Raw genomic sequence first — 23053 nt, 5'->3', positions numbered from 1 at the left:
CGTGCTGATCGAAGCGCGCTTCACTGAGCGCTTGACTATTCTTAGAGCGCTCTGGCTCGCATGCCTGGGCAAACAACTAAAAGAAAAATGGAGGTTTACCTTGCGCATTCATCAATGGCGTTTGACCGCCGTAACCATGGCGTTATCGGCGATTGTATTGAGCGGTTGTTTGAGCAGCGGTGATAGTGATTCTGATGAGCCCGCACCCGTTACACCAGAGGTGCCAGAAGTTACCCGGGAGCATGATGAGCGCTCTTTTACAGCGGAGCTTCCAGCAACGCTTCCTGCCGCGCTTGCGGGCGCCAGGATCTATTTCGGCGAATATGAGGGCCTGCAGGGTGCTGCACTCTACTCATTTGAAGTGCCTGAGGGCTGGGATGGTGATGGTCTCATCATGTGGACGCGAGGCTACGGTGGCGAAAATCTTAAGCTGGGTCTTTCAATGCCGGGCGCTGCCTGGCGCCAGGCGGTCATCGACGCGGGCTACGCCTGGGCAGCGTCTTCCTATTCCGCCAACTGGTACGATGCTCGAGCGGGTATCGAGGATACCAACAAGCTGGCGTTAAATATCATGGAGTACGTTGAGCGCGATTATAGCCAGAGGCTTCCCGCGCCCAGCCAATATTTGATTTCCGGCGCTTCCTTGGGTGGCCATATCGCCGCCGCAGCGGTGGACCGTGAGAACATGGAGCGGACCCAGTTCAAGGTCAACTACGCTGGCGCTGCGCCTTTGTGCCAGGCGGAGCAGAATCAGTTCCAGTGGCTGGGTGATTACCCGAGGGTGATGATGGAGCTGAGCGGTTTCGGCGACAGAGACTATTCAGAGTTCCAGGAACTGCTGCCGGAAATGGTCAGTACGCTGTTTACGATGAATGGAACTACGCCTAATTGGTTGGATCCCCGGGGCCAGGAAGGTGAGCGGCTCATAGCAATAGCGCGCAATCTCACCGGGGGCGAGCGGCCAATCTTCGAAAATGGATTTGCCAGTTCTTTCCAGAATGTCGTGCTGGCTACAGGCGGGCGAACGGGTGATGTAAACGGCATCCTGGCCGGCAATGGCTACGGCAACGTAGACCAGGTGTATCGTTGGACTAACGATCCAGAGCCAGACGCTGAAGAAATCGAGTTCAATGAGCGTATCGCCAGAGTCAGTGCCGATCCTGACGCCAATCCGCTGCGTGATGACGGGGTGCGTTGGATCCCCCTGGTTAACGGTGACTTCGATGTTCCCGTACTGACTATGCATACTCTGGGCGATTTCTATGTGCCGTTCCGTCACCAGCAACTTTACCGTGAGGGGGCTCAGGAGAATGGCAACGACAATCTTCTGGTTCAGCGTGCAATTCGGGCGCCTAGTCATTGCGACTTCTCGGCTGGTGAATACCGAGAGCTGGTCGAAGACTGGCTGGCATGGGTAAATGGCGATGTAGTCACCGACAAGCCTGATGGTGACGAAGTGTTGGATCCCACCGTTGTAGCGGATTCCAATTACGGTTGCGACTTCACCGTCGGGCAACGGCCGGGTTTGCGCGCCTGCCCGCTCTGATAACGAGGTCAATCTAAACCAACCAACCATGGCGGCAACCCCGCCATGGTCCTCCCAACGATCGCCCGACCGTGCAGCACGCAACCAACCCAGCTACAATTGCCGGCTTCCACGTAGCGCGGTAGCCTCCCATGTCCCTTCCCAAGCATCACCTCGAACTCCTCAGCCCGGCCCGGGATGTGGCCATTGCCCGTGAGGCTATCCTGCATGGCGCGGATGCGGTGTATATCGGCGGCCCGAGCTTCGGTGCCCGGCACAATGCCGAGAACAGCCTGGCTGATATTGCCGAGCTGGTGCGTTTCGCCAAGCTTTTCCATGTACGCATCTTCGTCACGCTCAATACCATCCTGCATGACGATGAACTGGAGCCGGCGCGGCAGTTGATTCATCAGCTGTACGACGCGGGCGTGGATGCGCTGATCATCCAGGACATGGGCGTTATGGAAATGGATCTCCCGCCAATCGAGATCCATGCCAGCACCCAGTGCGATATCCGCAGTCTGGACAAGGCGCAGTTCCTGGATAAGGCCGGCTTCTCCCAGCTGGTATTGGCCCGCGAGCTCAACCTGCAGGAGATCAGGGCGATCCACCAGCAAGTCGATTCCACCCTCGAATTCTTCATTCACGGCGCGTTGTGTGTGGCGTTTTCCGGTCAGTGCAATATTTCGCATGCGCAGACCGGCCGTAGCGCCAACCGTGGTGATTGTTCCCAGGCCTGCCGGTTGCCGTACACCCTGAAAGATGAAAGCGGCGGTGTGATCGCCTACGAAAAACATCTGTTGTCGATGAAGGACAACAACCAGTCCGCCAATCTGGATGCCCTGGTCAGTGCAGGCGTTCGCTCCTTCAAGATCGAAGGGCGCTACAAGGATATGGGTTATGTGAAGAACATTACCGCCTGGTACCGGCAGCAGCTGGATGCCATTCTTGAGCAGCGCCCGGATCTGGCGCGCGCATCCAGCGGGCGCACCGAGCATTTCTTCGTGCCGGATCCGGACAAGACCTTCCACCGCGGCAGCACCGATTACTTTGTTACCGATCGCAAGATTGATATCGGTGCCTTTGATTCGCCGACCTTTACGGGCCTGGCCGTTGGTCAACTGCAGCAGGTGCGCAAGCACGACCTGCTGGCGGTGACCGATACGCCGCTGTCCAATGGCGACGGCTTGAACGTGATGGTCAAACGCGAGGTGGTCGGCTTCCGAGCGAATGTGGCTGAGCCGTTGCGCCAGTTCGAGGAGGACGGGCAGCCGCGCTGGGAATACCGCATCGAGCCGAACGAGCTGCCCGAGCCGCTGCGCCGTGGCCGGCTGCCGCAAACCCTTAGTCGTAATCTGGATCACAATTGGCAACAGGCCTTGCAGAAGGTTTCTGCGGAACGCCGTATCGGTTTGCGCTGGCAGGTCGAACCCGGTGCGGACAGCTTTAAACTGAGCGCCGTAAGCGAGGAGGGCGTCGTCGCCTCGGGTGAGCTGAGCGGACCCTTCGAGCCCGCCAAGCAAGAGACGAAGGCGCTGGATCAACTACGCGACCTGCTCGGTCAGCTTGGCACAACGCAGTACCACGCCGAGCAGGTCGAGATCGCCGGTGACTTTGTGCCCTTTGTTCCCAATTCACAGCTCAAGGCATTACGCCGTGAGTTGATCGAGCGGTTGAGCGAAGCGCGCGTTGCGGCGTTTCCGCACGGCGGCCGCAAGCCGGTCAGTGTTCCACCGCCAGTGTATCCGCAGTCGCACCTGACGTTTCTGGCTAACGTCTATAACCATAGAGCGCGAACCTTTTATCAGCGTTACGGCGTCGAATTGATCGATGCGGCCTATGAGGCCCATGAAGAGCCTGGCGAAGTGCCGGTGATGATCACCAAGCATTGCTTGCGCTTTTCTTTCAATCTGTGCCCGAAGCAGGCCAAGGGCGTTACCGGAGTGCGTACCAAGGTCGCGCCGATGCAGCTGGTGCATGGAGACGATGTGCTGACCCTGAAGTTCGACTGCAAACCCTGCGAGATGCACGTGATCGGCAAGATGCGCAGCAACATCTTCAACATGGCGCAGCCGGGCAGCGGACAGAACCCGGGTAGCGGACAGAATATTGTCGGCTCCATCACCCCGGAAGACTTGGTCAAGACCATCCGCCGTTCGCCGCGCTGATACCTTAGCCGGTAGAGCTGCCCCCACGACCGCCAGTCATGGATCAATCCGGTCCATTGCCTGGCGGATGGGTTCTGCATCGGTTGGCCTGACCAACCGCTCAACTTCTTCCCCATCCTTCATGAATATCAACGTCGGCCAAAGCTTGACCTTGAACGAGCGGCCGAGTTTACGGCCCGGCCCGTCCTCGATCTTCAGGTGACGCAGAACGGGATGTCCGGCGAACGCCGAGGCAATATGCCGTTGCGCAGCACTGCAATGGCCGCACCATCCGGTGCCGAATTCGATAACCGTCGCGCCCTGCAGGGCATCAACCTCGGCTCGGGAAGGTGCCTGGGCTGTGTAGGTATCATTCATCGCCATGTTTGATCTCCTCTCAGCGCTTGAGCTTGATCTCTCTTATGGTGTCCATCAGCCCATCATAGGTGGCTGGCTTGCCCATATGCCGGTCAAAACCTGAGGCCAGTGCCTTTTTCGCATCCTCGCTTCCGCCGTAACCCGTCAGTGCGATTGCCGGTACGCTGGCATAACCGGGGATGGCCCGCAGGGCCCTGATCAGTTCATGACCATCCATGCCGGGCATACCGATATCCGACATGATCAGATCGAAATGATGAGGGCGTTTGGTTGCCGCCTGCAACGCCTGCGAGGCATCGGTGAAACTGCTTACCTGAGCGCCTTCGGCATTCAGCAGCATGCCCATGACCTCGACCACTTCTGCGGCATCGTCCACCAGCAAGACATGCATACCCTCCAATCTGCCATCAGAACCGGAGGCTTCCTGTGCAATCGAATCCACGGATTCATCGGTGTACAACGGCAGCCAAACGGTGAAGTGGCTGCCCTTGCCGATTCCACCCGAGCGCACCTGCACCCGACCTTCGTGGGCCTCGGCCAGCTGGCGCACCAGCGACAAACCGATGCCCAGTCCCTCCTTGTGCAGCCGCGCGTGCTGCGTTTCAACCTGACCAAAGAGGTCGAATACCTTGTCGACAAACTCTGGCGCTATGCCATGTCCGCTGTCTATTACGTCGAGACGTGCCTGACCCTGCTCCCGGGCGGCGCGGACGTGCACTTCGTCATTGGCATTGGAAAACTTCAGCGCATTGTTGATCAGATTCCAGATGATCTGTTCAACGCGGAGCGGGTCGGCATGCAGCACCAGGGGCTCTTCTTTATCGTCAATCTCTAACACCAGTGGATTTGCTTCGGTATCGGCCTGGACGACTTCAGCGATACCTCTGAGCATCTTGCCCAGATCCACCGGACCGCGCTGGAGGTTCAGCTTGCCGGTGGCGATCCGCGACACATCGAGCAGATCATCGATGATGCGCACCTGGCTGCGCACTGCGTCGCTTATTGTCCTCACGGCCTTGCCAACCACCGGCATTGTACGGGTGACCGGCAAGCGGCCGAGCAGCTCCGCATTCAGCTGGATGAGGTTCAGCGGATGCTTCAGCTCATGTGACATAACTGCGAAGAACTCATCCTTCAGCTGGATAGCGTTCTGCGATTGAGCCAGTTGCTCCTGCTGCTCATCCTGTTGCTTCTGTCGTTCAGTCAGGTCGCGCGCGATCTTCACGTAGCCCTGAAAGCTCTCGCCGTTCAGTACGGTCACTACGCCACTGCAATAGAAACGTGAGCCATCCTTGCGCATATGCCAGCGTTCATCCTCCGCTCGGCCACTTTCTCGGGCCCTGCGTAGCTCATCCTCCGGTACGCCGGCAGCTTGATCTTCGGGCACGAACAGCCGACTGCTATGACTGCCGATGGCTTCGTCCCGGCTGTAGCCAAAGGTCAGCTCGGCAGCTTTATTCCAGCTGGTAATCACCCCGTCGGCATCCTGCACGATGATGGCGTAGTCTTCGGTGCTATCGGCTACCAGTCGCATACGCTCCTCGCCCAGGCGCACTTCCTGCTCTGCTGCGCGGCGAGCGCTGATATCAATGAAGGTCAATACCGCGCCTTCGATGTGGTCTTCAGTGGTGCGGTAGGGCAGCAGTCGCGCCAGATAACAGCGGCCGTCCTGTGCCGGCACTTCGCGTTCTATCGGTCGCAGCGACTCGAATACCTGGGTCGCGTCCGACATCAGTTCCGGATAATCCATGCGGTGCGTGATATCCATCAGCGGTCGGCCGGCATCGACCGGCAGCATGCTGAACAGGTCCTTGGCACGCGGCGTGAACCACTTGATCCGCATGCCCCTGTCGACGAACACCGTGGCGATGTCGGTGGAGGTAATCAGATTCTGCAGGTCATCATTGATCTTGTCGGTTTCCTCAACCTTTATCTTGAGCTCGTGATTGACCGTGATCAGCTCTTCGTTGATCGACTGACGCTCCTCCTTGCTGGTCTCCAGCTCTTCAGTCGCCGAGCGAAACTCCTCGTTGATGGCCTGCAGCTCTTCGTTGGATGCCTTGAGCTCCTCGGTAGATACCCGCGACTGTTCGATGGTGTGTTGAAGTTCGAGCTGGGTGCGTTGCAATTCGGCTTCCAGTTGCAACAACACGCTGTCCTTGGTTTCCTCATGGGATTCGGTGCTCTCGCGGCTCATGGTGTCTTCTACTTCATCGAAAAGCACCAGGATGTAATCGCTAGCCGAATCCTCGTCGCGAAACGGGCGGGCAATCATGTTGACATACAAAGCACGTCCGTCGCGCTTCAACCGCACCCGGCGCGCTTCAACACTGCGTCTGGACTGGACCGCCTGAAAAATAGCAGTGCGTAATTCGACGCGCAGTTCGGGCCTGATCAGCGAGAGCAGGTTGTGTGAAGGTTCGCCGCCTATGTAGCGCAGGAAGTGACCTGCATTGTCGGACATATGCACAATTTCAGCGTCAGCATTAACGATCACGCTGGGCGGGGCGTACTCCTCCAATACGCGTTGATGGATTTCGGCGTAGGATCGTTTGCGCAGCTGTTCGCCACTCGCGTTGCGCCCGTCAGATGGGCGCGTGACTCCCGCCGTGTTGACAGGCATCGCAGATATAGAGCGGTTCGGCACCTGACCAGTGCGTGCGCGGAAGATTCGGTTCTTCTTGTCGACCGGGCTGAACAGGCTGGAACACATGTCGGCCGATTCGGAGCCGCCGAGAAACAGATAGCCGCCGGGCTTGAGCGCAAAGTGGAACGTCTTGAGGATGTGCTCCTGAACGTCGCGGTCAAGATAGATCAGCAGGTTCCGGCAGGTAATAAGGTCCAGGCGGGAGAACGGAGGATCCCGCAGCAGGCTGTGGGGAGCGAATAACACCGTTTCGCGAAGCTCTTTTTTGACGTGGTAACGATTGTCATGCTTGACGAAGTGTTCGCGTAATCGAGAGGGCGCGATATCGGTGAGAATGGATTCAGGATAGACCCCCGCCCGGGCAATCGAGATGGCACGCTCATCGATATCGGTGGCGAAAATCTGCAATTTGACAGGACTCTGCTCGATGCGTGCCTGGTCTGCCAGCAGCATCGCCAACGAATAGGCTTCCTCTCCCGTGGAACAGCCGGCTGACCAGACGCGAATTTCGGTGCTCCTGGTCTGAGCAGGCGCTTTCTGATCTGTGAAAAGCTCTGGTATCACGTCCCGTTCGAGTGCTTCAAAAGCCTCGCGGTCCCTGAAATAGTTGGTCACGCCAATCAGCATATCGGCCAACAGCGCGTCAGCCTCCTGCGGGTTCGCCTGCAGGTAGCCCAGATACGATTGCAGGTCGGGCTGCGTGTTGACCTGCAAACGTCGCTCTACGCGCCGCAGCACGGTTGCCCGCTTGTAATGCTTGAAGTTATGTCCGGTGCGGCTGTATAGCAGGGCAAGGATGTCACGTAATGCGCGCTCGGCAGCAATCGCTTCTTCCTCGTTGGTGGGTGCACGCACCTCAGCACTGAGGTCCGCCGGCATTTTTATCTGGCGGGAGTTATGCCAGAGCTCGAGAAGCTTGTGCGGCATCTCCGCGACCGGTAGTACCAGATCAACCATTCCGGTGGCGATGGCGCTGCGCGGCATATCGTCGTATTCCGCATCATCCGGCAGTTGCGCCAAAGTGACTCCGCCTTGCTCCTTGATGCGCGACAAACCCACCGCACCGTCACTGCCCGTTCCTGACAGTACGAGACAGAACGCATGTTCGTGATGTGTATCAGCCAGCGTCCGGAAGAACAGATCAATGGCGATCTGGCCGCCACGCTTGGGCTTTGGCTTGCTTACGCGCAAATGCCCGTCATGCATCGTCAGATCCAGTGCCGGCGAGATCACATATACATGATTCTTCTCGATCGGTACCGGCCCGGTCACCTGCCTTACTGGCATTTTCGTGACATTCTGGATGATCTTGCCGGCGTTGCTTTCATGGTTCGGCGAGAGGTGCATGATGATGACAAAGGCCATGCCGTTGTCGTTGGGCATGTGCTCGAAAAAACGCAAAACCGCCTGCAGTCCCCCAGCCGATGCGCCGATGCCAACGACTGGGAAATTCAAATGACTGCGTTTGGTCGTGGACCCTTGCGATACGTCTTGCGAAGGTGCCGGTGGCGCGGATGTAGTATCCATTTGATCTCTTGGCTGCTTGGATGCTGAGCTGATTGCCTAGAATACAGATACTCGCGAAACCGAGCCGTTCCATTGAAACAATCACTCAGGTTGCATACTGGGTGAAAAGCGAGACACTCTAACCTGACCAGCCGTCAGTTCCAATTCATGAGTGCTTGCGCTTGTGCTGTGCATATGGGCACGCTTTGAGCTTAACCAATCATCTCGCGCTACACTCCGCAACGCAGATCTCATAACAATAGATATCGGAAAATTCATGGCACAAGCGATTCAGGTGAACCTGGTAAATGCCGTGCGGGTGCACGACACATCTCCGCAGTACAGACAATTGGTCGACCGTCTGAGGCAGAACGACAACCTTCTCGCAGCCCTGACAGCAGCTGACCTGAACATTGCCAATCTCCTGCCGTGCGAAGCCGCAGCGGTAACACGTAACGGAGAGGCTGCCAGCACCGCAGGAGAGCTTGATTATCTTGCTCTCCAATTGGCTGAAACGCTGCTAGACACGGGCGATCAGGAACAGGTCTGTATCCAGCGCGCGGCGGAAGGCCGCGAAGCGCGCGAGGACGATACATTCTGCAGCGTACTGGCTGTGCGGTTCAGCCCCAGCGAGGCAGGCTGGCTGCTCTGGTTCCGCAAGCAGGATGCGTCCTCCGGCGATCAGACACGCTGGACAGACGCTGATATCGCCGTCGCCCAACGCCTGCGAGTCGACTTGCTGGAAATATGCCTCGCCCAGGCGACGGCGGCGCGAGAGGCGCATACCCAAGCGGTGCGTCGATTGGCTCACGATCTGTCCACCCCCTTGCAAACCCTCGATATGTCAGCGTCTATGCTGAAAGTCCAGGATGAGCGCAATACCGATCTCAAGCAGCACATGGTCGATGCCATAGCGCAGTTACGGCAACGGGTCGAACAGGTTCAGCAGCTCGGACGGGGTAAGCTGCCGTAACCGGGCAGGGCCGGCATTCGCTCATCGTCGTCATTTTACCGGGGGGCGCATATTGACATCTTTCAAGCATGCTTACGTTCACACCAATGGCATCCGCATGCATTACGTCGAGCATGGGGAGGGGCCGCTGGTCCTCCTGCTGCACGGCTGGCCGGAGACCTGGTATACCTGGCGGCATCAGATTACGGCGCTTGCTGAGGCAGGGTACCGGGTGGTTGCCCCCGACCAGCGCGGATACGGATATACCGAAACGCCTCTCGAAATCAGCGATTACGGGATTTTCGATCTGGTGGGCGACGTAGTAGGGCTGGTCAATGCACTGGGGGAAGAGCAGGCCGCCATTGTCGGACATGACATGGGCTCGATTGTTACCTCCGCCGCCGCGTTGCTGCGTCCAGACATGTTCAAGCGGGTAGGGCTGCTGAGCGTTCCGTTCATGCAGCGCAAGTCCATCAGGCCAGCGGTACGTTACGAAATGGCCTCGCAGAAAGCGCATTTTTATCAGACGTATTTCCAAACGCCAGGTCGGGCAGAAGCGGAGCTGGACGCGGACGTACGCCGCAGTTTGCTGGGCATCCTGTATGACGGGGCGGCCGAATCGCGCATCAATACGGCTCAACCGAAGACCAATATGGTGTTCTTCGACAAGAACACCCGGCTTGTCGACAACCTGACAACCCCCGACGAGCTCCCCGGCTGGCTGTCTGAAGCGGATCTGGACACCTTCATCGACCACTTCCAGCATTCCGGCTTCCGCGGCGGCATCAACTGGTATCGCAACATGGATCGGAACTGGGCACAGACGCCGTTCTGGGACGGCGCGCGCATCACCCAGCCGCTGATCTATATCGCCGGCGCGCTGGACGGCGTGCTGAAGATAACCGCAGAAGACACCGAGGCCATGGACAGCACGGTGCCCCGGTTACAGGGCAAACACCTGATCGACAACGCCGGGCACTGGGTGCAGCAGGAGCGACCGGAAGAGGTCAGCCGGCTGTTGATCGATTTCCTGAAGTGAATATCCGCTGTCTTTTAGGCACTGAGAACCGGCGCATGCGGACCCGCATGTGAACCGGTTTCACTAAGTAACAGCGGAACGATATGACCAGGCGACCCGGATTCAGGCCGCTTGGTTAGCTAATATCAATCTGATTACTGGAAGTCGTACTTCTTTTCGACCTTTCTTTTTTCAGCCACATACTCGACATTGGTAACCTGACCCAGTGTCAGCTGATTGTCCAGTTCGGACATCTCGCTTGCCAAATCACGCTTGAGTTTTTGTTTGCTGAGATCGTAGTTGATCGCCATGGCGCCGTCGCGCCCACTGATAGGGTCCCATAGGATGGATAAGGGCCAGAACAATAGATTTACTATCCCTAATGCTGGTTCACGCGCATAAAAGGAGCCGCCGCCTGGCAATATACCCAGAACCGCTCCCGCGGTGGGGCTCTTCTCTTCTACCAAAACATTCTCTGACTGCATGGCTCGGTATTCGCGCTCCTGCATGGAGTTCAAGCCAGTGGCGCAGCCACTTGCCAAAGTTACGGCACAGAAAAGCCCGGCGATTTTAACGCATTTCATTGATTAGTCCCTAGATGTCCATATGGCTACATTAGCGGCTGTAGCCTTAACCGATAAATCTTCCCTGATATAGCGCGGCCAAACATTTTCTTCAGGCGTACACACCCGCACGCCTGTGATGCGAGCTTCGATCTTGACGCTAATCAGATCGGTACAGGCCCTTACGGCAAGGTCCCGTAGCTTTCAGCGCGATACTAACAGGTGGATGGCACAATGATGCCATGATCCCGAATCAATGCCAACCGGGCGTGGTGGCTTCAACTGCACCTGCACCTGCACAGCTGGATCCTGTCATCGGTGGGGCGATTGGCCTGCTGAAGATAACCGGCGAGGACATCGAGGCGATGACCAGCACGGTGCCCCGGCTACAGGGTAAACACCTGATCGACAACGCCGGGCACTGGGTGCAGCAGGAGCGACCGGAAGAGGTCAGCCGGCTGTTGATTGATTTCCTGTTGAAAACGGGAACGCTCAGCTGAGCGGGGGCTTGTTGTTTGCTCCTGTCAAGAAACCCGCTGAGCGAAGGGGTTGCTGCAGGGAAGCTTGAAGCCTGTGAAGCTGACTGTCGGCACGCCGCCCTGTTGATACTGGCGGAAAAAGTCTGTCGAGGTCATGAAATCTGACACAAGCCGACGTTCGTATAGATTAACCTTGGCGTCGGTATATTCAGTGCTTAGTGGCGTCGCCTTGCGAAGGCGGTGCAGAGCAACAAAGCCCAGCACTTTCTCAGTACCGTAATGCTCGCTGAATGCATCCACGAACTGACGCGCCTGCTCTTCGTCCATGGTGAATTCGCCAACGTACCCGCGCAGCAGCATGTGAATATAGGCATAGGGATCATCCAGCACGGCAACGGTCCCGCCTATTGCGGCTGCGCTTGCTGTGGCTGCAGACAAAATCAGAAAATTGCGCCTGTTCACGCTAACGCTCCCTTGCCATAGAGCAGATCGGCCGCCCGGATGGACATCGCCGCTACGGTTACGCTGGGATTGGAGGCCGAACAGGTAGGGAAGGTCGAGCTGCCCACGACCATCAGGTTGCGTTTGCGATGATGCATCAGGCTATGATCGACTACCGAGCCATCTCCGTCCTCACCCATACGCAGCGTGCCCTGCACGTGCGACTCGGTTATCCGCCAGCGCCTGAAGTGGATGGATTCCACCGGTATCGCCGCCAGCAGTTCGTCGAGATTATTGAGTACATGGTCCAGCCCCTTGCGGCCATACTCGGATGGGCCGGTGTGGTGGATGATGGCCTTGCCGGTGTCAGGATCAACCGTCACCCTGTTATCCAGGCTTGGCAAATCCTCGGTTACGATGTTGAGCGGAAGGAGGTGATGCCATTTGCCTGGCTCGAGCCGCAACCCATGGGGCCAGCGATTTTCGAACCCGACCACGCTGGCGCCGCGCTCCTTCCGGAAATCGCCATCGTAGAAGTAGTAATTGAGCCCGGTACTGATGGTGCTGCCGTTCAGAGCAGCCAGACCATCGAGATAGACCTCAACGTCTGCCCCTATCTGTTCGTGGAGGTTGTGGGCCGTTTCGCCGTAGATAATATCCGAGCGCAACAGAATAGCGGGCGCCTGGATGGCATTGGCCCCCAGCACGAACATATCTCCGTAAACCCTGTACTGCTTGCCCTTTGACTCGAACACTGCCGCAGTGATGGTATCGCCCCGATAGTCCAGCGACTTGACCTCCGAACGTAGGCAAACGTCCACCTTTGGATGGCTGAACAAGGAGGGGAAGCCATTTTCGGCCGTGAACTTGGCATTGGCCGGGCAGTGATAACAGGTTGCATTGGAGCAACACACTCCGCGCTTATTGTTGACCACGCTGGCGCGCCCCGTGGGGACGATAAAATGGTGTTCGGGCATTGCCGCCTTCATCATTTCGTCGACTGTGGTGCCCCTGTGTGGCGGCAGAGGGTAGGGCATGCTGCGAGGCAGAATTCGTGCCATCGCCGGATCGCCGGCAATCGACATCATGGTCTCGACCTGGCAGTAGTAAGGTTTCAGTTCGTCATAGTCGACCGGCCAGTCGTTACTCACCCCGAAGTGGGTTTTCATGTAAAAGTCTTTGGGGTGCAGGCGTGGCGCCTGGGAAAACCAGCAGTTCATGCCGCCGCCCAGGCCGATGGTCATGTTCCAGGGCTTGTCGCCGCGGTTCTCGTAGGTGGAATCCTGGGGAATATCGCTGTTTCGTTGGTCACGGACCTGGGCGGCCCAAGGATAATGATCGCCCCATTCGATCACCAGAGCTCTGCCGGCGATGTGCTTGACCGCTTCGTTCAGAAAGAAAGTGGAGCCGAACCCGGATCCAATAATGATAAGTTCGTAATGCTTGTTCCCTATACGCTCGGGCGATACGCGATTGATATCCATGTCAGAATCCTTGTTTTTCCTCGCACTTGATCAGCAAGTCGATGTCGCTGGATACACTTCACGCCCCCCTTTCCGGAGCGTACTGCTGTCTCCTCGACGCTATCCCTGAATGCTCGAATTACCGGTTTCTTAGCGATTACGACACGCCCTAAATTGCCAAGTTCAAGACCGCCGAGCTGTTCGTAAGGATTCTAATAGAGGTACACCAAGCTGAATGCTCAGCGCAGCAAACAGCCGACAGGTGCGCTGGCTGTTTGCTGGAGAATGCCGCTTAGAAATCGTAATTAAGCGCCACTTCAAACGACCGCTCAGGCCCGACGTACACACCCTGACGCAGGCCAGTAATATAGCGCTTGTCGGTAAGGTTCTTGGCCGCAGCCTGCACGCCGAACTGCTCGTTAACCTGATAGCGCGTGGTCAGATCGAACAGGGTATAGGAGGACATTTCACCGCCCCAGATCCCGCCCTCAGCACCCGCCGGTATTGCCTTGACGTTGTCGGGACTGCCGAACTGCTCGCCCCGATAGTGTGCAGTGAGCGATGAGGCGAACGGGCCCTGGACGTAATGAAGGCCAAGGTTAGCGATGTATTCAGGTGCGTAGGGCAGGCGGTTGCCCTCGAACTCACCCGTGGTGAAATCGGACACCGGTACCCAGGTCAGGTTGGAGTCGACGCTGAAGCCGTGGCCAAGAGCTACGCCCAGTGCGGCTTCAAGGCCGTAATGCTCAGTCTTGCCGGCATTGGACTGCGACAGATTAGGATCACTGTTGCCGGTGACCACCTGATTGCGAAAATCCATGTAGAAGGCTGTCAGCTCGTAATTGATCACGCCGCTCGCGCCGCGTACCCCGAACTCGTAATTCACTGAGCGTTCGCCATCCAGCTTCTGGTCGGCTAGACCATCAAGTGCTACACCGTTGGATGCCGGAGAAAATGCCTTGTATACACCGCCGTACAGTTGCGCTTCAGGAATCAGCTGGTACGTCGCGCCAATGCCGGGCAGCACTTCGGTGTTGCGCGTCGTGGCCGAGGCATCGTCCTCCGTTTTGACGCGGCGCTCCTGTTCGTAGGACTCAATCCGCACACCTGGCGTGACGCTGAAGCGGTCATTGAAGACGATCCGGTTCTGTACGTAACCTGCGACGCTTTCGGCGGAGTCGATTCTGTGGCGGTCATTGATGCCGCTGCGGTCGTTGGCCCGCGTAGCCCGGATGCGGCGATCATCTGCTTCTTCCTTCATCACTCGTACGCCGAACTCGGCTTCGTTGATCCAGCCGAACAGGTCGTGGTCGAGCGACAGCCGTGATTCGATGCCGTAGCGTTCGAAGGCACGGTTATTGCCGGTCAGGTCGTCGGTGTAGACCCAGCGGCCCGCCGCGTTGGAGGCGGGAGTGTCAACACCGTAGCGCCAGTAGTCCCGCGTCAGCTCACTCCAGTAAGCCAGGGTTTTCAGGGTCGCCCTATCGTTCAGGTGCCACTCATGATTGACATCTATCGCCTTGCGGTCGGTCAGGTAGTAATCATCCGGCGCCGGGTTGTAGGTTTTGCCCGCGCGGTAGTCGCCCAGGAACATCCCACGGTAGGAGATATTTGCATCGTTCTCGTGCCAGGAAAGCTTCACGCCCAGGTTATGGTTTTCATTCGGAGCGATACCGGCCTTGAACATCAGATCGGTCATTTCATAGTCCCGATCGAGCCAACCGTCGCTGCGCGCGTGGGTCGCGACCAGACCAGCGGAAGCATTCCCCGCGTCATTCCGTCCGCCTGCTTCCAGAGTCACCTCGCGTGTATTCCACGAACCGACGCGCGCCGACACACCGACGCCGTCAACCGGCGTCTTGGTGATGTAGTTGATTACGCCGCCAATGGTAGAGGGTCCGTAACGCAGAGAGGAGGAGCCCTTGAGTATCTCGATGCCGTCCATGCGCTGGATGCGGGGGTTGTAATAGCGGTCGTTCCCAATGAACAGGCCGGGTGCAACCGGTACCCCATCCTCCAGAACCAAAGACTTCGACTCGCTGGCCGACAGACCGCGGATACCGATATTGCTGACAATCGCCGACTCTTCCTCGGTCTTGGTGTTGATGCCCGGCTGTCGGCGCAGAACATCTTCGGTAGACGTCGGCTGGATGCGCTGGATCTCTTCGCTATCGACGATCACCACCGCGCCGGTCTGGCGCGATATCGCATCCTGCTCGGATCCGACTACCTGCATGGAGGGCATTTTCAGCACATTGTCCGACTGGGCGAACGAGACGGCCGGTAAGAGTGAGGCGGCTACTGCAATAGCGAGGGCGTGGGGTGTGGCGAAGGTTGCGGGTTTCATTGCGTCTTCCTGAGCGTGGTTACGAAAGCCTGCGGGCAGGCGTTATCAGCAAGGCGTAATAGTAAAAAGCAATGAGAATGATTGTCAAATGCGATAGAGAGCAGTTGTCAATATCGATAAGGATGCTTTTGGAGGAATCCTGTGTCTCGCAAAGCGGAACAGTTGCGGGTGGGAAGGGGAAGCCAGTACCAGATTGAGTTCATTCACGTGCCGACTGTATAGGTGGAACAGCGTCCACTAAGGATCAGCATATTCTTATCTGAGGCGAAAAAGGCTCTGCTCCTGCTCACCTACATTCAGCTGAAGAAGCAGACAGCTGAAGGCGACCGCAATGAAAGGAGATCGGCGCAAAACAAGGGCTGGCTGAAGCCGATATCAGCAAGCTCGTATCGCCTGGCGCACCGATGCGGACCTCGGCCGGGGTCACGACATGTCCAGGGTTGGAAGCTCGGATTCATTGATTAGCAGGCCAGCGACGATACATACTTCGATGTGATCGCTACGCTGCGTGAGCGCAAGCTGATTCCTAGCGAATACTGTCGTACCTTGCTCACCGCCTCAAACCAGGCGGTGAGCAAGGTACGACAGTTCAAACCACCTGTAGCGTCTCGAGCGTTGGTCTGTCAGTGCTCACTCGATTGCGGCCGCTATGTTTGGCGACATACAACGCACGGTCTGCGCGGCCGAGGGCTGCTTCGATCGGCTCATGTCCTATGCTGATTTCCGCAACGCCGATGCTGACGGTTATTCGCACTGTTTTGTCAGTGTCGCTCCTTATTTCAAGCGTTTCGGCTGCGATGCGGACACGCTCAGCACAGCGTTGTGCATCCACCAGTTCCACACCGGGAAGCAGTAAGACGAACTCTTCTCCGCCGAAACGAGCAATCAGGTCCTTTTCGCGGCTGTGCTCTCTCAGGAGCCGCGCCAGCGCCATGATTACCTGGTCGCCGCAGGCATGGCCGTGTGTGTCGTTCACGGTTTTGAAGTGGTCGATGTCCAGCGCCAATAGCGACATGGGCGTCTGGTTGCTTTTGGCAATATCGAGCAGATAATCGGCTTCGGAGAAAAAGAATCGGCGGTTGTGCAGCTTGGTCAGCGGGTCGGTTGAAGCCTGCTTTTTCAGCTCCTCTTGCGAGGAGCGGATGTTTTCCAGAATTCTGATGCGATAGGAAATGATAAAGGCCAGTGTCAGCGCTTCGAGCACAATACCGATGCCCACACCATGAAAGCTCAGATAACTGACGGGAATGATGCCCTTATAGAAAAGGACAGCAATGATGTTGAATGCCACGAAAAAGCTGTGACCGATCAGGAAATATTTCGCCAACGGATTGCCTTTCCGATATAGCGATATGCTCACCGAGAAAGTAACAACCATCATCAATGCCGCTAGCGAACTTGCCGGCTCCAGCGCGGCGGCAATGTCATAGATGCCCCAGCCCAGATTGCCGACCAGCAAAACGATAAGAGCTTGAAGCCAGCGATGTTCGGCCGGGTAAATTTTCCTGGTCTCGAAGATTGCCATCATGAACAGCAGCAAAAAAATCGGCATGGTGATCAACGAGATGTTCAATCTGAATACGTGACTGCCGTAAACATCGAAGACATTGGCTACCAATCCATAAGACAGCGCAATCCACAGCAAGCCCGAGATCAGGTATAGCGAATAGAAGATGTTCTCTTTTCTGCTGGTAGCGAAATAGAGCAAACCGTTGTAGAAGACCAGCGAGAGCAACATGCCGACCATCAGGGCAATATCGAAGTTAACGCTGACCAGGGTATGCCGCGATGCGTATTCATCCAGAACTTCGATGCCAAACCACTGGTGCGAGTAGGAATGGCTGCGCAGATAGAACACGGTCGGTTGATCGGCCGACAGGGTGAATGGATAAACAGCCGTGCCGCGGTACATCAGATCGCTGACAGGCGAGTCGTTCAGGTCCAGGCGTTCCCGGCGCAGCAACGTCCCGCCGCGCTCCTCGTAAAACTCCACCGACTGGACGTGATACGCATGGGGCAGGTGGACGAACAGACGTTGCTCCACTCCGGTGGCATTGGTCAGCACAAGTTTGAACCATGTCACTTTGGCATCCGTGCCGAGTGAGGCTTTATTATCGATCTCCGCGAACGGAAGATGCCTGACCTGCTCGTAGGTCAAAACCTCGGACTCATCTACATGATAGGCGATGCGAAAGTCTGTCAGATCGACCGGGCCTTCGTCGATTTCAATCTGCGGGGCCGCCCAGGCTGCAGTCGATGTCAACATAACGAGCAGTAATAACCATAGTTGTCTTTGTAGTTCCATCTACGTTGCCTCTTATTAGCGGCAACATGATAGCGAAGAAGGGGGTTGCTACGCTAACGCTTCAACAGCTCACGAACGCCGGATGCAAGCGTGGCAATGGCGAATGGTTTGGTCAGTACTGCCATTTCGCTTTCGGCGTTGGCGTCCTCGAAGAGCGCCTGCTCGGCATAACCGGTAATGAACAGCACTGGCAGCTTAGGCCGTATCACGCGCCCTGCATCGGCGAGCTGTCGACCATTCATTCCCCCGGGGAGGCCGACATCCGTCACCAGCAGGTCAATCCGCTGGTCCGATCGCATTATCTCCAGGCCTGCCAAACCGTCTTCGGCCTCAACGGTTTTGTAGCCCAGGTCATGCAGAACGTCGGTCACCAGCATGCGTACGGCGGCCTCGTCATCAACGACCAGAATAGTTTCTCTTGCAGCAACAATGGGCGGAGCTGTGTCGCTTGCGGGTGTTCCTTCAGTCCCGGTTATGCTGGAATAACGAGGCAGATAGATAGCGACCTGCGTTCCTGCACCGGGCGTCGAAGTGAGTCGTACTTGCCCGCCGGATTGCTTGGCGAAGCCATAAATCATCGATAGCCCGAGGCCTGTTCCCATTCCGGTGGGCTTGGTCGTGAAAAAAGGGTCGAACGCCCTTGCAGCGATGTCGGCAGACATCCCACTGCCGGTGTCGCTAACCGTGAGCTGCAGATACTCTCCTGCCGGCATACCCTGCTCAAGCGCACGCTTTTTGCCACAGACAAGACTGCTAGTCTCGATAAGAATCTGGCCACCTCCAGGCATCGCATCGCGGGCATTGATGCAGAGATTGAGCAGGGCGTTTTCAAGTTGGGATGCGTCCACCAGGGCGGTCCACCGCTGCGGTGCTTTAATGTGTTCCACCGTTATCATGGGCCCGACAGTCCGGCATATAAGCTCAAGCATGCCCTTGATCAGCTGGTCAGGGTCGACCGATTGTGGGGCCAGTGTCTGCCTGCGTGAGAACGCGAGCAGACGATGGGTTAGCGATGCTGCGCGCTTGGATGCCTCCTTCGCTGCCGAGACATACCGGTCCAGCTGGTCATGACGGTTCTGGCTGACCCGCAGACTGATAAGCTCCAGACTTGCAGATATGGCTGTCAGCAGATTGTTGAAATCGTGCGCGAGCCCGCCGGTAAGCTGGCCCACCGCCTCCATTTTCTGCGATTGGCGTAGCTGTTCCTGGGCTATTTCCAGTTCGGCCTCGCGCTCCTTTTCCAGCGTGATGTCCCGTCCTGTGGCATAGGTCAGCTTGCCAGCGGGCGCTGCCGCCCAGGCAAACCAGCGCACTGAACCATCCTTGTGTCTGTAGCGGTTGATGATGCGCGGCTGGTGACCCGTCGCCGCAGATTCATAGGCCTTCACTGCAGCGGAATGGTCCTCCGGTATCACGAACTCATTGATGTGATGTCCAACCAATTCAACCGCTGTATAGCCCAACACCCGTGTCCAGGATGGGTTGACGCGTTGGAATATGCCTTTGAAATCAATAATGACCATCAAGTCGGGAGCGGTGTCCCACATCAGGTTCCGCTCTTCCGTGCGGATGCTCACTTCCTCAGTCAACCTGCCATTAAGCTGACGTAGTTGCGTTTCCGCCGCCTCACGCTCGCGTTCGGCGATGACTCTCGAGGTGATTTCAAAGCCCTGGTTATACAGACCTACGATGGTGCCGTCTTCGCCGCGAATCGGGCTGGCGGTGATGTCCCAGAACGTGGTCTCAAGCTGACCATGGCGAACCATCGGCAGCTCCACCTTTCTACGACCGAATCCTTCTCCAGTTTCCATCAATCTGCAGAAAGGCAATTCGACGGCCTTCCATGACATGTCCCATACCTCTGCCACAGGACAGCCCAGCGCAAGGGGATGACGTTCCGCCATGGACTGAATATAAGCGTCGTTATAGAACATTCTCATGTCAGGGCCCCACAGCACGGCGCCGAGCACAGGCGAATTTATACAGGTCGAAATGGCTGATTTGAGCGATTGTGGCCAGGTATCGGGCGGGCCGAACGGTGTCCTGGCCCACTCATGCGCACGCATGCGCGCTCCCATTTCTCCGCCGCCTGAAAGAAAGGAATGTTTGTTATGCATGACCGGATGCTCGTATAGCGTAATGAATCCAAGGGTGCCAAGCATCTGAACGACAGATATGAGGCAGCTCACATCTCGCACGGCCCGGGGCGGTAGAAGAGGCAGAATGGTATTGCCGGTGAAGTTACCTTGATGACGCAGGGGAGAGCAAGTGGCGACTGACCGGCATCATGGCGTAGCGCAGCGCTACATCCATCAGGACGTCCGGGTTGCCACAGGGGTTGTTGAACGACTGCTCAACGGCGAGCATTATTTGGGTGTGGCGTGGCGCATAGCGCCATACACAACCGGAATGCAGGCCTCTAGGCTGACTTACCGATTGGTTGCAGCGCTACTCTTTCAACAACGTTGGGCAATCTCGCCACAAAGCGGGTGCCGTTCTCCGGAGTAGAGGAGACCGAGAGGGTGCCATCGTGCGCCGCAGCAATCTGGGAGGCAATGTATAAACCCAATCCCAGTCCCTTGCCTCTACCGCCTGCGTTGGAACGGGTAAAGGGTTGGAACAAGAGCGACATCAGTTCCTGGGGAATAACGGGGCCACTATTGGTTACCGACAGGGCGATCTCGCCGTTCTCTGTCTTTGCTGTGACGTCGACTGGCGAATCGGGAGAGCCGTGGGTGACTGCATTGATCAGGAGATTCGAGAGTAACTGGCCTATTCTGCCGGCGTCACAAAAGCTCTGCGACTCTATTGAAAAATGACTCTTTATCGAGACCTCAGGATGAGAGACCGTGATCTCGTCTACGACGGAATTGAGAACTGCGAGCAGGTCACTGGTTACTTCGCGCTTGACGGGGATGCCGTCACCAAGGCGTCCATTGGAGAAATCCAGTACATCTTCAATGAGCGAACTCATTCGCCGTGAACTTTGTTTGATACCGGAGGCGAGTTCGCGCTCGCGTTCGCCGGTGAGCTTGGCTTCCAGTAACTCGGAGCTCATACCGATTGCCGTGAGCGGCGAGCGCAGGTCGTGGCCCAGAACGGCAATAAACTGCTCGCGCAGACGACCAGTCTCTTCTTCGTTGATCAACGCAACCTGTGTTGTTTCCTGGGCTTGTTGCATGTCCAGCTGGAGCCCGATTAGTTGTGCGTAAAGGCCTAAGGTATTCAGAACGGCCATTTCATCGAATTGTGCGGGAGCGGTGTCAATGGCGCAGAGTGTTCCGAAGAACTCACCGTCGGCTGTGATGATGGGGATGGATACGTAACTTTCCAGCTGATAGAGCCTTGGCGTGTGATGCACAGAGTAAACACTGTCTTCACTGGCGTGCCGGAATATCACCGGGCGACGGTGATCGCGAATCTCGTTACAGATGGTCGTCTCAAGTACCAGCTCACCGCCAGGCTCCAGCCCAAAGTCGATAGAGTCGTCCACCGCGCAGGCGACCCATCGGGAATCGGTCACTCTTGCGACGGCAGCGAAGCGCATCCCTGTGGTGTGTTTCACCATGCTGAGGATAAGCGAGACAGCGTCGATCCTGGCGATTCGTGTTACGTCGCGGTCGAGGTCAGATGGAGAGGACATCGGAATAGCCATAATCGAAAAAGTTGAAATTGCCCGTGATCTTATGCGGAACGAGCGTATTTTCCCATGAAAAATACGCTTCGGTGATCAGGGGTTGGCGAGCGCCTGCTCGCGGACATGGCGTAGCGCAGGCGCGCTACACCCCCAGGAAACTCGGATTGATCCTGCGGTTGGCGAGCCGGCTCGGGCCGCGTTCGGACGCGCCGACAGGGTGTGGCATGGGCGCGCTACACCCCTTGGCTCGGTGGTCCGCGGCTTGCTAACGGTGCAAAAGTAACAGCGCCGGGTTTTGCGGTACCGCATTGACCAACCAGTCATCACCACTACGCTTGTAGCAACGCTCACAACCAACCACGACGGGTGACTTCAATGCTTGAGAACCTTCACAACCAATACGTTATGGCAATAGGCCGTGTGCTTCTGGTGCTGATTTACTTCCTGGGTGGTTTCGCTTTGCTGACGGGTGATATGCCCGTCGAGTATGCAGCATCGAAGGGCCTGCCGGCCGTTGCCGTGTGGGTCGGGTTCGCTATCAAGCTATTCGCCGGCTTGGCGGTGATGATCGGATTCCAGACGCGGATCGCGGCCTGTTTGCTGATTCTGTTCACGCTGGGTACGGCGTTTATCTTCCATCCGTTCTGGGTCGAGGGAGAGTGGAACAGCTTCTGGAAAGAGATCTCGATGATTGGCGGGTTGTTGCTGCTGGCTGCCGTGGGGCCAGGGGCTTTAAGCATCGACGAGCGCAACAGACGCTAGGCTTGCCGCCCTGTTTGTGGCACGACGTGCGCGGCGCGATTGCGTTCGCGCCGGCTGTGCCAGGGTGCGTCCTGTCACGATATTCGTTATAAGAAACAGAGAGATAAATAGATGGTCTATACCTTCGATCACCTCAGAGAGCACTGCCAGCGCGAATGGGATGCCTACATCCACCACGCTTTCGTCAGTCAGCTGGGGGAGGGCAGGCTGGCACCGGAGTCGTTTCGTCATTATCTCAAGCAGGATTATCTGTTCCTCATTCAGTTTGCTCGCGCCTTTGCCCTGGCGGCCTACAAGAGCTCGACGCTGGATGACCTGCGGCAGGCCAAAGCAGGGCTTGAGGCAATCGTCGACCTGGAGCTGGGGCTGCACATTCAGTATTGCAAGGAGTGGGGCATCAGCGAGGAGGAATTGCACGCGCTGCCTGAAGCGCGGGCGACCCTGGCTTACACCCGCTACGTGCTGGATACCGGTAACCGTGGGGATTTGTTGGACCTGCACGTCGCGCTGGCGCCTTGCCTTGTCGGTTATGGGGAAATCGCCAATTGGCTCAACAGCCGCGCGGAAACCCTACGCGGTAAGCAGAACCCTTATGATGCCTGGATCGCCATGTACGAAAGCGAGGAATTCCAGGACGCCATGCGTGCCGAAATCGACTGGCTGAACCGTGAATTGGCCGATGTAACGCCCCGGCGTTTCGAGCGGCTGGCGCGAATATTCAGCGACGCGATCCGACTGGAAATTGATTTCTGGACCATGGGGCTGGAGCTTCGCGAGTAGCGACACGCTGTCATGGCAGCGATTCTCAGGACCAAGGGGACCGACGCCAAGACCGGTTATGTATCAAAAATCACAAAATTAGGTTTTTTACTCTAGCCCCGCC

The 23053-nt window shown here is 57.1% G+C and carries 16 protein-coding genes; 7 read left to right on the top strand and 9 right to left on the bottom strand.

The genetic code is table 11. The features are described 5' to 3' along the window. Positions 1-100: 100 nt before the first annotated feature. Both FZE95_RS11140 and FZE95_RS11135 read left to right on the top strand, forming a co-directional pair. Positions 101-1546, top strand: a complete 1446-nt coding sequence (locus FZE95_RS11140) for an alpha/beta hydrolase (protein WP_223825038.1) — start codon at positions 101-103, stop codon at positions 1544-1546. Between the two features lie 131 nt (positions 1547-1677). Continuing rightward, complete coding sequence (locus FZE95_RS11135; protein ID WP_150300930.1) at positions 1678-3693, top strand: peptidase U32 family protein; 2016 nt, start codon at positions 1678-1680, stop codon at positions 3691-3693. A 36-nt stretch (positions 3694-3729) separates the two neighbouring features. On the opposite strand, the gene FZE95_RS11130 is transcribed toward FZE95_RS11135, so the two are convergent. Further along, positions 3730-4056 (bottom strand): thioredoxin family protein, encoded by a 327-nt coding sequence (locus tag FZE95_RS11130; protein ID WP_150300929.1) that lies wholly within the window; start codon positions 4054-4056, stop codon positions 3730-3732. Between the two features lie 13 nt (positions 4057-4069). Continuing rightward, positions 4070-8224, bottom strand: coding sequence for a CheR family methyltransferase (locus tag FZE95_RS11125; protein ID WP_150300928.1), 4155 nt, complete (start codon positions 8222-8224; stop codon positions 4070-4072). 256 nt (positions 8225-8480) lie between these two features. Here FZE95_RS11125 and FZE95_RS11120 point away from each other — a divergent pair, with 256 nt between their 5' ends. Both FZE95_RS11120 and FZE95_RS11115 read left to right on the top strand, forming a co-directional pair. Further along, the gene (locus FZE95_RS11120) at positions 8481-9176 is read left to right on the top strand and encodes a phytochrome family protein (protein ID WP_150300927.1); all 696 of its coding nucleotides are present in this window, start codon (positions 8481-8483) and stop codon (positions 9174-9176) included. Positions 9177-9228: 52 nt separating this feature from the next. After that, positions 9229-10194 carry an alpha/beta fold hydrolase gene (locus FZE95_RS11115; protein WP_223825037.1) on the top strand — a complete coding sequence of 322 codons (966 nt, stop codon included), beginning with the start codon at positions 9229-9231 and terminating at the stop codon, positions 10192-10194. Between the two features lie 134 nt (positions 10195-10328). On the opposite strand, the gene FZE95_RS11110 is transcribed toward FZE95_RS11115, so the two are convergent. Next, complete coding sequence (locus tag FZE95_RS11110; RefSeq protein WP_150300926.1) at positions 10329-10757, bottom strand: hypothetical protein; 429 nt, start codon at positions 10755-10757, stop codon at positions 10329-10331. Between the two features lie 221 nt (positions 10758-10978). Here FZE95_RS11110 and FZE95_RS11105 point away from each other — a divergent pair, with 221 nt between their 5' ends. After that, positions 10979-11236, top strand: a complete 258-nt coding sequence (locus FZE95_RS11105; protein ID WP_150300925.1) for an alpha/beta fold hydrolase — start codon at positions 10979-10981, stop codon at positions 11234-11236. 24 nt (positions 11237-11260) lie between these two features. Here the strand turns inward: FZE95_RS11105 and FZE95_RS11100 are convergent, their stop codons facing one another. The 6 genes from FZE95_RS11100 to FZE95_RS11075 form a co-directional block, all read right to left on the bottom strand. Beyond that, on the bottom strand, positions 11261-11677 hold the full coding sequence (locus FZE95_RS11100) for a hypothetical protein (RefSeq protein WP_150300924.1): 417 nt from the start codon (positions 11675-11677) through the stop codon (positions 11261-11263). Further along, a complete protein-coding gene (locus FZE95_RS11095; RefSeq protein ID WP_150300923.1) occupies positions 11674-13140 on the bottom strand; it encodes a GMC oxidoreductase in 1467 nt (488 codons plus the stop codon). Before FZE95_RS11095 ends, FZE95_RS11100 begins: the two co-directional genes overlap by 4 nt. Before the next feature lie 271 nt (positions 13141-13411). Then, a complete protein-coding gene (locus FZE95_RS11090; RefSeq protein ID WP_150300922.1) occupies positions 13412-15466 on the bottom strand; it encodes a TonB-dependent receptor family protein in 2055 nt (684 codons plus the stop codon). A gap of 589 nt (positions 15467-16055) precedes the next feature. After that, complete coding sequence (locus FZE95_RS11085; RefSeq protein ID WP_150300921.1) at positions 16056-17771, bottom strand: sensor domain-containing diguanylate cyclase; 1716 nt, start codon at positions 17769-17771, stop codon at positions 16056-16058. Between the two features lie 53 nt (positions 17772-17824). Beyond that, complete coding sequence (locus FZE95_RS11080) at positions 17825-19888, bottom strand: hybrid sensor histidine kinase/response regulator (RefSeq protein WP_150300920.1); 2064 nt, start codon at positions 19886-19888, stop codon at positions 17825-17827. A 302-nt stretch (positions 19889-20190) separates the two neighbouring features. Further along, on the bottom strand, positions 20191-21414 hold the full coding sequence (locus FZE95_RS11075) for a GAF domain-containing sensor histidine kinase (protein WP_150300919.1): 1224 nt from the start codon (positions 21412-21414) through the stop codon (positions 20191-20193). 369 nt (positions 21415-21783) lie between these two features. Here FZE95_RS11075 and FZE95_RS11070 point away from each other — a divergent pair, with 369 nt between their 5' ends. Next, positions 21784-22170 carry a DoxX family protein gene (locus tag FZE95_RS11070; protein WP_150300918.1) on the top strand — a complete coding sequence of 129 codons (387 nt, stop codon included), beginning with the start codon at positions 21784-21786 and terminating at the stop codon, positions 22168-22170. A 111-nt stretch (positions 22171-22281) separates the two neighbouring features. Then, positions 22282-22950 carry a thiaminase II gene (gene tenA / locus FZE95_RS11065; RefSeq protein ID WP_150300917.1) on the top strand — a complete coding sequence of 223 codons (669 nt, stop codon included), beginning with the start codon at positions 22282-22284 and terminating at the stop codon, positions 22948-22950. The last annotated feature ends 103 nt before the right edge of the window (positions 22951-23053 follow it).

The sequence above is a fragment of the Pseudomonas profundi genome (assembly GCF_008638305.1).
In the GTDB taxonomy this organism is placed as follows: Bacteria; Pseudomonadota; Gammaproteobacteria; order Pseudomonadales; family Pseudomonadaceae; genus Halopseudomonas; species Halopseudomonas profundi.
The sequence above is the reverse complement of the archived record's forward strand: the minus strand, read 5'-3'. Positions and strand labels throughout refer to the sequence as shown.